This is a genomic window from Pseudomonas sp. BF-R-24 (assembly GCF_019947335.1).
Taxonomy (GTDB): Bacteria; Pseudomonadota; Gammaproteobacteria; order Pseudomonadales; family Pseudomonadaceae; genus Aquipseudomonas; species Aquipseudomonas jessenii.
The window spans coordinates 1-13731 of record NZ_JAGYGG010000009.1 but is presented as its reverse complement, the minus strand read 5'-3'; the positions used below and the strand labels follow the sequence as shown (position 1 = coordinate 13731).

The following is a 13731-nucleotide window of genomic DNA, read 5'->3' as shown; positions in this document are numbered from 1 at the left end:
CGAAGGTGTGTCAGTTGACGCTGTGGTGCCTGATACACCATCGCCAGCAGGCTGGCTCCTACAAAGGTCCGTGGTGCGTCGAAGACTCAGGCCAGAACCTGACACATCCCGATGGCCGAGCAATCGACCTGGAACGGGCCGAAAACCACACCTTCACTCCTGATCGGCGGATTGCCGGCCAGCATGCCCTGGGCATTGGCGTTTTCGATGTTGCGGGCAATGTTGTGGTTGGCTTCGATGGCCCGTGCCACCGAGCCTGCCGAGCCCTGGCCGATCCCCAACAGGGAGGATCCGTTGGTCATGAACGCCAGGAAGGCGATGACCCAAAGTCTGTGCCCTTTCATGCGCCGACGACTCCTGCGAGTTCAGCCTGATCAACGCTGGCATTCTGCGCACGGTGTTCAAACTGGATGCCGGGATGAGCGACCTGGATCGGTGTTTCAAAGCTGGATTGCGACTGGGCTGAAAGGCTGACCACCAGCACCATGGCAAGGTAAAGACCGATCGCCACATAGGCGCCGTGTTTGGCAGAAGTGAGAATTGCGCTGGCCATGATGTTCTCCGCAGGCATGTTTCAATGCCCACAGAATCGATCAAAAAAGCCGGGTTAACCACTCAGGGTTATCCATAGTGACCATCAACTTCATTGATCATTAAGCCAGACTATTTCACTCTTCAATAAAACTCATCAAGCGCTCGCGCGCAGCATCCGGCTCACCCGGAACAGGGTCGGCTGCCGACAGAATGGGGGTTGAATAGAGAAAAAGTAGAACCAATGCCAGACGCGTCACCATGCTGTCGATCCTTGCCGTGAGGATGAGTCAAAAAATCAGCGTCAATTTAAACTCATGGCAATGTGATATCAAGCGCGACATTAATGGCAAAGTGATGCTGTCGCAAATGCGTTATGCAGGAGCGACATCACTCTGATCGTTTTCAACACCTGTTTTTCAACATCAGGCTCTTCGATCATCAGTGACTTCCCTCCTGCATAAAGGCAGGGCTGACGTTCAGGCTTGGGTTTTGTGATCCAGCGCGGCGTAGAAGTTGGCGCTCTGTTGCAGGTACTTCGGGGTGTAGCTCTGGGTGTGGGCTTTTTTGTCGCTGATTTCAACGTTGGCACTGGCTGGCAGCGCAACGGTGGCGGAAATGGCGGAAGCGGCGATGACAGAGAAGATGTTGAAGTTCATGGCGGTATTCCTCGGATTCGGTTGGCTTGCTTGCCCGGTGGGGCTGTGAAGCAAACTTAACCCTCGAGGGTTCGTGCCTTGAAATGCTTTGTAGCAGTACCAGATATCAGCGTCATTGATAAAAGCAGGCAGGCCCCATCAACCGGGGCCTGCGGCTTATTGACGCAGCAGAAACCTGAGGTCGCTCGGGGCATCCATCGGCAGTTTTTGCACGGTCTTGCCCAGCAGACCGGTCCTGACGTCGCGTTCGACGACGACAATCTGGTTGCTCTTCTGGTTGGCGATCAACAGGAATTTGCCGCTCGGATCGAGGCTGAATTCCCGTGGATGATCGCCCTCCACCGCCCGCCGTTGCAGCTCACTGAGGTGGCCGGTCGCCGGATCGATGGCAAACACCAGCAGTTGATTGGCCGTGCCACGGTTGCTGACGTAGAGGAACTTGCCATCAGCCGAGGCATGCAACGCCGCCGCAGCCTTGTCCGATACCGGTTGCCCGGCAGCCAGATCGACCATCTGCGTCTGTTCGAGTTGGCCGTCGTGGTAATCGAACACCGCCACTTGCGCGCTCATTTCCATGGTCAGCCAGGCGTGTTTGCCATCGGCGCTGAACAGCAGGTGGCGCGGCCCGCTGCCCGGCGGCAGTTGCACGAATGCCGGGGTGGCCGGGGTCAACGGCAGTTCCGGGTTGGCCTTGGGGTCGAAGCGGTAGGCAAACACCTTGTCGGCGCCCAGGTCATTGGCGAACACGTATTTGCCGTCCGGCGACGGGATCGTCGAGTGCACGTGGGCCGAGGCCTGGCGTTCGGGATTGACCCGGCTCGCCGGGTGGCTGCTCATCTGCACCACCGGTTTGAGCTTGCCATCGGCCGCCACCGGCAATACCGCCAGGGTGCCGCCCGGGTCTTCGGCCACCGAGTAATTGCTGACAAACAAATGGCTGCCATCGATGCTGAGGCTGGAATGGGTCGGCTCGTTGCCCAGGCTTTGCACCTGGCTGATCAGGCTCAGCGCGTGGGTCTTGGGATCAATCGCGAAACTGCTGACGCGCCCTACCGGATCGGTCTGACCCGGGCCGTTTTCGTTGACCACGAACAGCTGTCGCTGATCCTTCGACAGGGTCAGCCACGACGGGTTTTCGCTCTTGAGCACTTGCAGGGGGCTGGCATCGATCTGCCCGGTGCGGCTGTCGAACGCCAGGCGGTAGATGCCCTGGCTTTGACCGGCGGTGTAGGAGCCCACCAGCAGTTGATAGTCCTCGGCGGATGCGACCTGAACGCCCATGGCGCCGATGCTGCCGGCCATCAACAGTGGCCAGAGGTTATGCATCGTCTTGGTCGTCTTCTTCGTTGTCACCGCTGACGACATCGCCCAGGCACACCAAACGGTGTTCACCCGAGTCACCGGTGATCAACCAGCTTTGCAGCGTAGAGTCGAAGGTCGCGGCCTGGACCTGCGCCGGAGTGAACTCCCAGTGTTTGGCCGCACGGCCATCCATGCATTCAATGTGCAGGTTATCGAACTCGTCGAGGGCGAATTCGAAGGCATGCAGCCCGTCGATCTCCACCATTCCGCAGTGTTCGAGGGCATTGAGCAAGGTGTCGGTTGGGGAAGTCATGGCAATCAATCTTTGAATGAGAAAGACGCAATGATAGCTCATGCACCCGACCAAAGTTTCACACAAACCTGTGGGAGCGGGCTTGCTCGCGAAAGCGCAGTGTCAGCCAACAGAGATGTTGAATGATAAACTGCATTCGCGAGCAAGCCCGCTCCCACAGGAGTTGTGTCAGCCGCTAGAGTGCCTCGCGGGACGACTGCCCATCCACCAGTCGCTGGATGCGCAGCGGATTGCCGTTCTTCAGCGCATCCGGCAGCAAGCTGTCCGGGTAGTTCTGGAAGCACACCGGGCGCAGGAAACGATCGATGGCCAGTGTGCCCACCGAGGTGCCGCGCGCATCGGACGTTGCCGGGTAAGGCCCGCCGTGGACCATCGATTCGCAGACTTCCACGCCCGTCGGATAGCCATTGAGCAGGATGCGTCCGACCTTCTGCTCCAGCAACGCCGTCAGTCCGGCGAACTGTTCGAAGTCTTCCGGCTCGCCAATGACGGTGGCGGTCAACTGGCCGTGCAGGCCATTCAGGGCGGCCATCAGTTGCGCATGATCGGCCACTTCAACCACCACCGTGGTCGGACCGAACACTTCCTCCTGCAGCACTTCATCGCCATCGAGCAGCAGGCTGACATCGGCCTTGAACAACTGCGGCTGTGCCTGATTGCCCTGTTGCGGATTGCCGGCCAGGTGCTCAATCCCCGGATGCGCGAGCAGTTTTTGCAAGCCCTGACCGTAGCTGCTCAGGGTTCCCGCATTGAGCATGGTTTGCGCCGGCTGATCGCCCATCAACCCGGCCACTTGCTGCACAAAGGCACTGAACGGCGCTGAGCGAATGCCGATCACCAGGCCCGGATTGGTGCAGAACTGGCCGCAGCCCTGAACCACCGACGCCGTTAGATCCCGGGCGACCGTGTCGGCCCGCGCCTGCAACGCCTCGGGCAAGACGATCACCGGGTTGATGCTCGACATCTCGGCAAACACCGGAATCGGTTGTGTACGGGCCGCCGCCATGTCGCACAAGGCTCGACCGCCCTTGAGCGAACCGGTGAAGCCCACGGCCTGAATCGCCGGATGCTTGACCAGCGCCTCGCCGACGCCAGCGCCATAGATCATGTTGAATACACCCGCCGGCATCCCGGTTTTCTCGGCGGCACGAATGATCGCGTCAGCCACCCATTCAGCCGTGGCCATGTGACCGCTGTGGGCCTTGAACACCACCGGGCACCCGGCGGCCAGCGCCGAGGCGGTATCGCCGCCGGCGGTGGAGAACGCCAGCGGAAAGTTGCTGGCACCGAACACCGCCACAGGCCCCAAGCCGATACGGTATTGACGCAGGTCCGGACGCGGCAACGGTTGACGCTCCGGCAATGCCCGGTCGATCCGTGCGCCGTAGAAATCACCGCGACGCAGGACTTTGGCAAACAGGCGCATCTGCCCGCTGGTGCGTCCACGCTCGCCTTGAATCCGGCCGGCGGGCAGCGCCGTCTCGCGGCAGACCACAGCGACAAAATCATCACCGAGGGCATCCAGTTCATCGGCAATGGCCTCGAGAAACTGCGCCCGTCGCTCCGCGCTCAGGCTGCGATAGGCCGGATACGCGGCCGCCGCCGCGGTGGCCGCCGCAGCGACTTCCTGCGCTGTCGCCTGATAAAAGGCGTGAGGCAAAGCCTCGCCCGTTGTTGCATCGACACTCTGCAACTTGATGCTGCCGGCGGCGCTGCGCTGGCCGCCGATGTAGTTGTGACCAAGGATCCGGGTCATGGGTAACTCCTCAAAGTGTGCCGACGGTGCCGGGCTCGAAAGCCGCTGCGACCGGTGCGATACCGTTGATCAATGGCGCGCCGAATTCAGCCTGGGTGATCTCGAACACGTCACCCGGTTGCGTGCGAATGCCGTCGGCAAAGGATAGGGTCGCCGTGCCGAAGAAGTGAATGTGCACGTCCCCCGGGCGCAGGAACTGGCTGTACTTGAAATGATGGAATTCGAGGTTGGCGAGGCTGTGGCACATGTTCGCCTCGCCACTGAGAAACTCGTTCTGCCACAGCACTTCGCCGTCGCGCAGGATGCGGCTGGTGCCCGCCAGATGCTGCGGCAGTTCGCCAACCCGCAGTTCCGGGCCATAGCTGCAGCTGCGCAGTTTCGAGTGGGCCAGGTACAGGTAGTTCTTGCGCTCCATGACGTGGTCGGAGAACTCGTTGCCCACGGCAAAACCCAGGCGATACGGCTTGCCGTCGTGACCGATCACGTACAGGCCAGCGATCTCCGGCTCTTCGCCGGCATCTTCGGCAAACGGCGGCAGGGGAAACGGCTGGCCCGGCCTGACGACGATGCCGCCATCGCCTTTGTAGAACCACTCCGGCTGCACACCGGCTTCATCCGCCGCCGGCTTACCGCCCTCCACGCCCCATTTGAAGATGCGCATGGTGTCGGTCATCGCGGTTTCATCGCCACTTTGCTGGTGCATCTTGTCCCGGGCCGAGGCGCTGCCCAGATGCGTCAGGCCCGTGCCGCTGATCAGCATGTGCGCCGGGTCCGCATGGTCCAGGGGCGGCAGGATGCGCCGTTGCGTCAGCAGTTGGGCGTAGTCATGGCTGATCCCCAGCCCCAGGCTCTGTACCTGTTGCTCAAGGCTTGCGCCCGCCTCGATCGCCGCCAATGCCAGATCGCGAACGGTGCGCGCGTCCTGTACTTCACGGATCAGGCCCGCCTCGACCACGCCGACACGGCGTTCGCCGTTACTCAATTCGAACTGAACCAAACGCATGAATTTTCTCCTGTAAACAATACGTCAGAACACCGCAGAACCCATGTGGGAGCGGGCTTGCTCGCGAAGAGGTCGTCATACCCGACATCATCGGTGACTGACACTGCGCTTTCGCGAGCAAGCCCGCTCCCACATTTGGTCGGTGTGAACCCTCAAAATCAGGTACGGGAAGCCCCACGCGCACTCGCCGCAAACTCATCGGCTGGCAGGACGTGCTTGCGTTCCAGCAGGCGATACACCACGCCAGTCAGAATCAGCCCGAACACCATCACCCCGGAGAGGAAATACAAGCCGGACGCAAGGTTGCCGGTGTACTCCTTCAACGCGCCGATCACGAACGGACCGAGGTAACCGCCGAGGTTGCCCACCGAATTGATCAACGCAATCCCCGCCGCCGCACTGGCACCGGCGAAGAAGCGGCCCGGCAAGGTCCAGAACACCGCCGTGCAGGAGAACAGTGCAAACGCCACCAGGCACAGCGCCGCCAGTTGCAGCACAGGCACCGACAGCCAGGCGCTGAGAAACAGGCCAATCGCACCCAGCACGTAAAGCACGGCGAGGTGGCCGTAGCGGTCGTTCAAGCGGTCGGAACTGCGCGGGATGATCAGCAGACCGACGATGCCAAAGATGTACGGCACCGCCGAGACGAATCCGGTCACCAGGTCGCTGCCGCCGAACTGTTTGATCAGGGTCGGCAGCCACAAACCCAGGCCATAGATGCTCAGGGTCACCGGCAGGTAGAACAGCGCCAGCAGCAGGACGCGCTTGTCCTTGAGGGCGTGCAACGGGTTGCCGTGACGGGTCTGGCCGTAGGCATCCAGATCCTTTTTCAGCTCGCCACTGAGCCAGTCCTTTTCCGCCTGGTCCATCCACTTCACTTGCTGCGGGCCGTCCGGCAGGTAACGCAGCACCGGCCAGGTCAACAGGATCGCCGGGGCACCAATGACGATGAACAGCCACTGCCAGCCGTGCAGCCCCAACACGCCGTCCATGCCCAGCAAGCCACCGGACACCGGGCCGGTGATCATCATTGCGATGGGTTGCGACAGGATGAACAGCCCGAGGATCTTGCCGCGATGGCGCACCGGGAACCATTGGGTGATGTAGTACAGAACGCCCGGGAAGAACCCGGCTTCGGCGGCGCCGAGCAAAAAGCGCATCACATAGAAGCTGTTCGGCCCCTGGACGAAGGCCATGCCGATGGTGATGGCGCCCCAGGTGACCATGATCCGCGCGAACCAGCGCCGTGCGCCGAAGCGGTCGAGCATCAGGTTGCTGGGGATTTCCAGCAGGAAGTAGCCGATGAAGAACAACCCGGCGCCAAGACCGTAGGCGGCATCGCCCAGGCCGATGTCTGCGCCCATGTGCAATTTGGCGAAGCCCACCGCGGAGCGGTCCACATAGGCGATCAGGTACAGCAGGATCAGGAAGGGAATCAGTTTCAGCGTGATGCGGCGGATAAGCCGCAGTTCCTGGCTCATGAGAACGGTCTCCGATTGTTGTTGTTATAGAACCTCGGGGGACGCCTCTCGCGAAGAATTCGCCAGGGCCATCCCTCCGTTTGAGCGGACTATATAGTAATACTATTTACCCAACAACACTTCCAAAGCGCAGAATTTGCGCTTATGTTACGCCTCAGCTCGAACAATATAGTCATACAATAAGAGAATCGATCATGTCTGATAAGAAACCCACCCTGCGCTCCGCCCAATGGTTTGGCACCGCCGACAAGAACGGCTTCATGTACCGCAGCTGGATGAAGAATCAGGGCATCGCCGACCACCAGTTCCATGGCAAGCCGATCATCGGCATCTGCAACACCTGGTCAGAACTGACCCCGTGCAACGCGCACTTCCGCCAGATCGCCGAGCACGTCAAACGCGGGGTGATCGAGGCCGGGGGCTTCCCGGTGGAATTTCCGGTGTTCTCCAACGGCGAATCGAACCTGCGCCCTACCGCCATGCTCACCCGCAACCTGGCGAGCATGGACGTGGAAGAAGCCATTCGCGGCAACCCGATTGACGGCGTCGTACTGCTGACCGGTTGCGACAAAACCACCCCGGCCCTGCTGATGGGCGCCGCCAGTTGCGACGTGCCGGCGATCGTCGTCACCGGTGGGCCGATGCTCAACGGCAAGCACAAGGGCAAGGACATTGGCTCCGGCACCGTGGTCTGGCAGCTCAGCGAACAGGTCAAGGCCGGCACCATCAGCATCGACGATTTCCTCGCGGCCGAGGGCGGCATGTCCCGCTCGGCCGGTACCTGCAACACCATGGGCACCGCCTCCACCATGGCCTGCATGGCCGAAGCGCTCGGCACCTCCCTGCCCCACAACGCGGCGATTCCGGCCGTGGACGCGCGCCGTTATGTGCTGGCGCACATGTCCGGCATGCGTGCTGTGGAGATGGTGCGCGAAGACTTGAAGCTGTCGAAGATCCTCACCAAGGAAGCCTTCGAAAACGCCATCCGCGTCAATGCCGCCATCGGCGGTTCGACCAATGCAGTGATCCACCTGAAAGCCATCGCCGGGCGCATCGGCGTCGAGCTGGACCTGGATGACTGGACCCGTATCGGTCGCGGCATGCCGACCATCGTCGACCTGCAACCGTCCGGGCGCTTCCTGATGGAAGAGTTCTATTACGCCGGTGGCTTGCCGGCGGTGCTGCGTCGCCTCGGCGAAGCCAACCTGATCCCGAACCCGAACGCCTTGACTGTCAACGGCAAGTCCATCGGCGAGAACACCAGGGACGCGCCGATCTATGGCGAGGACGAAGTGATCCGCACCCTCGACAACCCGATCCGCGCCGATGGCGGCATCTGTGTATTGCGCGGCAACCTGGCACCGCTGGGCGCCGTGCTCAAGCCGTCCGCCGCCACGCCCGAACTGATGCAGCATCGCGGCCGTGCGGTGGTGTTCGAGAACTTCGACATGTACAAGGCACGGATCAACGATCCGGAACTGGACGTGGATGCCAACTCGATCCTGGTGATGAAGAACTGCGGGCCGAAGGGTTATCCGGGCATGGCCGAAGTGGGCAACATGGGCCTGCCGGCCAAGCTGCTGGCCCTGGGTGTGACGGACATGGTGCGTATTTCCGATGCACGCATGAGTGGCACGGCGTACGGCACGGTTGTGCTGCACGTCGCCCCGGAGGCCGCTGCCGGCGGTCCGCTGGCCGCAGTGAAGGAAGGCGACTGGATCGAACTCGATTGTGCCAGCGGCCGTTTGCACCTGGATATTGCGGACACCGAGCTGGCCGCGCGCATGGCCGATCTGCAACCGCCACAGAACCTGATCGTCGGTGGGTATCGTCAGTTGTACATCGACCACGTGCTGCAAGCGGACCAGGGTTGCGACTTCGACTTCCTGGTCGGTTGCCGTGGGGCCGAGGTGCCGCGCCACTCCCACTGACACCCCCCTTGTAGGAGCGAGCTTGCTCGCGATGGACCCGAGACCGCCGCGGGGTGTCAGGTTCCCCACGTTATCGTTGACGTCCATCGCGAGCGAGCTCGCTCCTACAGTCGACTCGCCGCGCCTGCTATCATGCGCGACACCTCTTCGCACAGGACCGTGCCGCTTCCCATGGATTACCGCAAACCCTCCGACCGCAAAAGCATGCACTCGCGCATCGTCCAGGAACTGGGCATGCAGATCGTCTCGGGACGTTTCCTGCCCGACGACAAACTGCCCGCCGAAGCGCTGTTGTGCGAAGAATATGCGGTCAGCCGGCCGGTGCTGCGTGAAGCCACCCGGGTACTGGTCGCCAAGGGCCTGGTGTATTCCCGCCCGCGGGTCGGCACCGTGGTCAAGCCGCGCAAGGACTGGCACATGCTCGATCCGGACGTGCTGCACTGGTTGATGCAGAGCAGTCCGCAGAATCAGTTTTTCGACCTGCTGACCAGCGTGCGCAGCATCATCGAACCGGCCGCTGCCGCCCTCGCCGCGCAATTCGCCACGGAGGCGGACATTGCCTCCATTGGTGAAGCCTACCAACGCATGGAAGCCGCCCCGACGCCAGAGGCGCTATTGCAGCCGGACCTGGATTTCCACAGTCGCATCGCCGATGCCACGCACAACGACTTGCTGGCCAACCTGTGCAACATGCTCTCGGTGGCCATCGCCGAAGCCTTGAAGCATTCGAACCAGCGGCCGAACCTGCATGAACTGGCGCTGCCCCGGCACAAGGCGATCCTGACCGCCATCGAAAACCGCGATGCCCTCGGCGCGCGGCATGCGACGTTGGTGCAGCTGGACGATGCCCGCAGCGCGCTGAATGTGGTGCTCGGCAGCGATCCCGCCTGATCACCGGCCCCTTGTAGGAGCGAGCTTGCTCGCGATGGAGTATCAGTCGGAGTCAATGTAGCTGACACACCATCGCGAGCAAGCTCGCTCCTACAACAGGGAATGGTGTGAATTTGAGATATAAAAAAAGCCGCAACCCTGAGGTTGCGGCTTTTTTGTTTCAGCTGTCGATCAGTGGGCGAACAACGAATTGCCCTTCTGCCCCGCCAGTTTCTCCGGCTTGATCAGGAACCGCGCCAGTGCCGGCAACAGCCACAGCGCACCGAACATGTTCCACAGCAACATGAAGGTCAGCATCAGACCCATGTCGGCCTGGAACTTGATGGCCGAGAAGATCCAGGTGCACACGCCGATGGCCAGGCACAGACCGGTGAACAGCACCGCCTTACCGGTGGACTTCAGTGTCTGGTAGTACGCCTCTTGCAGCGGCAGGCCGGCACGCAGGAAGCTTTCCAGGCGGCTGTAGATGTAGATGCCGTAGTCCACGCCAATCCCCACCCCGAGCGCCACGACCGGCAGGGTCGCCACTTTCACGCCGATACCCATGAAGGCCATCAGGGCATTGCCGAGTACCGAGGTCAGCACCAGCGGCAGCACGATGCACAAGGTCGCCGCCCACGAACGGAAGGTGATCATGCACATGACCGCGACGCAGATGTACACCAGGACCAGAATGGTCAGTTCGGACTTCTTGATCACCTCGTTGGTGGCCGCCTCGATCCCGGCGTTACCGGCAGCGAGGATGAACTCCAGGCCTTCCTTGTTGTTTTCCTTGGCGAACTCCTGCACCGCATGTACCGCGCGATCCAGGGTCTCGGCCTTGTGATCGTTGAGGAACACCAGCACCGGCGCCACGGAACAGCTGTTGTTGTACAGGCCGTCAGCGCGGGCAATGGAGTTGTTCAGCACATCTGGGTTACGCGACAGGGTTTCCCATTTCAGGTTGCCCTCGTTCATGCCCTTGATCATTTGCTTGGACACGGTCACCAGGGAAATCGCCGACTGCACGCCCTCGGTGTTCTGCATCTTCCACATCAGCTCGTCGATCGGCGCCATGGCTTCGTAGCGCGAACAGCCTTCGGACTTGGTCTTGACCATCACCACCAACACGTCGGAGCTGGTGGAGTAGTTGTTGATGATGAAGTTGTTGTCCTTGTTGTAGCGCGAGTCCGGACGCAGCTCCGGGGCACCCTGGTCGAGGTCGCCGATTTTCAGGTTCTGGCTGTACCACAGGCCGCCGCCAAAGGCGATCAGTGCCAGCAGAATGGAAACCGGGGCCACTTTCGCGCTGGCAAAGTTCGACAACAGGCGCCAGAACGGATGCTCGCGAGTCGCGTCCTTTTTGCTGCGGTCGACGGCACGCTTGCTGATGCCGACATAGGAAATCGCCACTGGCAACAGGATCAGGTTGGTGAACACGATCACCGCCACACCGATGGATGCGCCGATGGCCAGCTCACGGATCACACCGATATCGATGATCAGCAGCGTGATGAAACCCACGGCATCGGCGAGGATCGCGATCATCCCCGGCAGGAACAGTTGACGGAAGGTGCGACGCGCCGCCGTCAGGGCGTTGTCCGCCTCACTCGATTGCAGGGCGATCCCATTGATCTTCTGCACGCCGTGGGAAATACCGATGGCGAAGATCAGGAACGGTACCAACATCGAATAGGGATCGAGCCCGAAGCCGAAGAAGTGCATCAAGCCCAGTTGCCAGACCACTGCCACCAGCGTCGTACTCAACACGGCGACGGTACTGCGCAGGCAATTGGTGAACCACAGCAAGAGGATCAGGGTGATGACGAAGGCAACGCCGAAGAACATCACCACCATCACCAGGCCATCGATGAGGTCACCGACTTTCTTGGCGAAACCGACGATGTGGATCTTCACGTTCGGGTTCTGTGCTTCGAACTTGGTGCGGATCTTGTCCTCAAGCTCGTGGGAGAACTGGCGATAGTCCAGCGCCAGCAGCTTGCCCTGGTCCTGCGGGTCCGGATAGGACTCCAGCAACGGAATGTCGACGATGCTCGACTTGAAATCGTTGGACACCAACCGCCCGACCTGACCCGACTTGAGCACGTTGTTGCGCAACAGATCGAGGCTGGCCTGGGAGCCGTTGTAGCTTTGCGGAATCACTTCACCGCCGGCGAAGCCCTCTTCCGTCACTTCGGTCCAGCGAACGCTGGGGCTCCACAGCGACTTGAGGCCGGAACGGTCGACGCCGGAGATGTAGAACACTTCGTCGTTGATCTGACGCAGGGTCTCCATGTACTCCTTGGAGAAGATGTCGCCATCGGTGGCTTCCACCGAGATCCGCACGGTGTTGCCCAGGTTCGCCAGATCGTTGCGGTGCTCCATCATCTTCTGGATGAAGGGGTGCTCCAGCGGGATCATTTTTTCGAAGCTGGTGGACGGACGGATCAGCGTCGCCTGCCAGAACAGAAAAATACTGACCAGCAGGCAGATCGTGATCACTGCCGGGCGGTTGTTGAAGATCAGGCGCTCGAGGAACGTCGCCTTGTCCTGGTGATGAGTACTCAAGGAAGTCATAGCTCCGCCTTCTTATTATTAACCCGGCTCATTTGCCCGACTCGGTGCCGCTTGGCGAAGTGACGCGAACGCCGCCCTGCCCGGCCAGAACCAGATTGCCATTGCCTGCCGCAGTCACTGCCGAGACGGAAATACGGTCCGGACGGTTGACCACCTTGAAGGTTTCGCCATTGTCACTGCTGCGAATGACCGAACCGCCGTTGCCGACGATCACGATGGAACCATCGTCGAGCAGCGTACCGCCGGACAGCCCGAACTCCAGGTCGCCACGTTCAGCCTTGAGCTCGACCTGGTCCCAGGTGGTGCCGAAATCCGTGGAACGGTAAAGATTGCCGCGCAGGCCGTAGGCCAGCAACGTATTGGACTGCGCCGTACCGATCACGCCGAACAGCGAGCCTTCGTAAGGGCCTTCGAGTTTCTCCCAGGTCTGGCCCCAGTCCGCGGAGCGGAACATGCTGCCCTGCTCACCGACGATGAACAGCCCGGCGTCCTTGACCGCGGCGATCGCGTTCAGGTGGTACTGGTCTTCGTTGTCCAGGCGGTCGCTGGCGTCTTCCCAATGCTTGCCACCGTCGGTGGTTTCCATCAGCGAGCCGTAGGCGCCCACGGCAAAGCCGCTGTCGACGTCCTTGAACCAGACATCGAGCAGCGGCGATTCGCGTTTCAGATCTTCGAATTGCTTGGTCCAGGTCGCGCCGCCGTCCTCGCTCGCGAGGATCTGCGCGTCATGGCCGACGGCCCAGCCGTGCATGTCATCGACGAAGAACACCGACGTCAGCAGGGCCCGGGTCGGGACCTTGGCCTGGGTCCAGGTAGCGCCCTGGTCATCGGAATACAGGATGTGCCCACGATCCCCGACCGCCACCAGGCGCTTGCCGGCGTGGACGACATCGAGCATCAGGCTTTTGGCGGCCTTGGCCGATTCAATGGAATAGACAACATCGGATGCTGGCGCCGCCGCGGCCAGCGCAGGCGCCGACAGCATGGCAGAGCCCAACAGCGAGAGCGCTGTGGCCAGCAACGCGAATTTGCGTAATGCCGGCGGGCGGCAGATACCCACACCCATGACAGGCTCACTCATAGACCTTCTCCCATTATTATTGTTAGGTCGTTCAACCTTACTGGGCGCCGCAAGGGTGCGTGTCCGGACCGGCTGTTTCAGAGCATAGTCCTGAAACCCGCAATCCAGAGCCCCTTCGGAAGCTGGCCTATCCTATCGGTGTTTTTTAATGTCTGACAATCGACGCCACGTTATGTTTTGTTAACCGGGGGGATGGGGGTGGGGTTCTGAATGGTTGGGTATCAGGT

At 61.2% G+C, this 13731-nt stretch carries 13 protein-coding genes; 2 read left to right on the top strand and 11 right to left on the bottom strand.

Features of this window, described 5'->3' with window-relative positions; translation table 11 throughout:
* Positions 1–86: 86 nt before the first annotated feature.
* The 9 genes from KGA98_RS09585 to KGA98_RS09550 all read right to left on the bottom strand — a co-directional run bounded on the left by KGA98_RS09585 (position 87) and on the right by KGA98_RS09550 (position 7045).
* On the bottom strand, positions 87–344 hold the full coding sequence (locus KGA98_RS09585; RefSeq protein ID WP_057715011.1) for a hypothetical protein: 258 nt from the start codon (positions 342–344) through the stop codon (positions 87–89).
* Positions 341–553 (bottom strand): hypothetical protein, encoded by a 213-nt coding sequence (locus KGA98_RS09580; protein ID WP_223502179.1) that lies wholly within the window; start codon positions 551–553, stop codon positions 341–343. Before KGA98_RS09580 ends, KGA98_RS09585 begins: the two co-directional genes overlap by 4 nt.
* A gap of 115 nt (positions 554–668) precedes the next feature.
* Entirely contained in the window at positions 669–794 is a 126-nt protein-coding gene (locus tag KGA98_RS28435) for a hypothetical protein (RefSeq protein ID WP_263287831.1), read from the bottom strand.
* 216 nt (positions 795–1010) lie between these two features.
* On the bottom strand, positions 1011–1190 hold the full coding sequence (locus tag KGA98_RS09575) for a hypothetical protein (protein ID WP_057715012.1): 180 nt from the start codon (positions 1188–1190) through the stop codon (positions 1011–1013).
* Between the two features lie 156 nt (positions 1191–1346).
* On the bottom strand, positions 1347–2516 hold the full coding sequence (locus KGA98_RS09570) for a lactonase family protein (RefSeq protein WP_223502178.1): 1170 nt from the start codon (positions 2514–2516) through the stop codon (positions 1347–1349).
* Positions 2509–2847, bottom strand: a complete 339-nt coding sequence (locus KGA98_RS09565) for a DUF5629 family protein (RefSeq protein ID WP_057715014.1) — start codon at positions 2845–2847, stop codon at positions 2509–2511. The genes KGA98_RS09570 and KGA98_RS09565 overlap by 8 nt, the downstream gene beginning before the upstream one ends.
* Before the next feature lie 133 nt (positions 2848–2980).
* Positions 2981–4561 (bottom strand): aldehyde dehydrogenase (NADP(+)), encoded by a 1581-nt coding sequence (locus KGA98_RS09560; RefSeq protein WP_223502177.1) that lies wholly within the window; start codon positions 4559–4561, stop codon positions 2981–2983.
* Between the two features lie 10 nt (positions 4562–4571).
* On the bottom strand, positions 4572–5564 hold the full coding sequence (gene araD1 / locus KGA98_RS09555) for an AraD1 family protein (RefSeq protein ID WP_223502176.1): 993 nt from the start codon (positions 5562–5564) through the stop codon (positions 4572–4574).
* Between the two features lie 158 nt (positions 5565–5722).
* The gene (locus KGA98_RS09550) at positions 5723–7045 is read right to left on the bottom strand and encodes an MFS transporter (protein WP_223502175.1); all 1323 of its coding nucleotides are present in this window, start codon (positions 7043–7045) and stop codon (positions 5723–5725) included.
* A 194-nt stretch (positions 7046–7239) separates the two neighbouring features.
* Here KGA98_RS09550 and KGA98_RS09545 point away from each other — a divergent pair, with 194 nt between their 5' ends.
* A complete protein-coding gene (locus tag KGA98_RS09545) occupies positions 7240–8976 on the top strand; it encodes an IlvD/Edd family dehydratase (protein WP_223502174.1) in 1737 nt (578 codons plus the stop codon).
* Between the two features lie 171 nt (positions 8977–9147).
* Positions 9148–9867: a FadR/GntR family transcriptional regulator gene (locus tag KGA98_RS09540; RefSeq protein ID WP_032829613.1), complete on the top strand. Its 720-nt coding sequence runs from the start codon at positions 9148–9150 to the stop codon at positions 9865–9867.
* A 171-nt stretch (positions 9868–10038) separates the two neighbouring features.
* On the opposite strand, the gene KGA98_RS09535 is transcribed toward KGA98_RS09540, so the two are convergent.
* On the bottom strand, positions 10039–12423 hold the full coding sequence (locus KGA98_RS09535) for an efflux RND transporter permease subunit (RefSeq protein ID WP_102671985.1): 2385 nt from the start codon (positions 12421–12423) through the stop codon (positions 10039–10041).
* A gap of 28 nt (positions 12424–12451) precedes the next feature.
* Positions 12452–13504: a WD40/YVTN/BNR-like repeat-containing protein gene (locus KGA98_RS09530; protein WP_057715021.1), complete on the bottom strand. Its 1053-nt coding sequence runs from the start codon at positions 13502–13504 to the stop codon at positions 12452–12454.
* Positions 13505–13731: the final 227 nt, after the last annotated feature.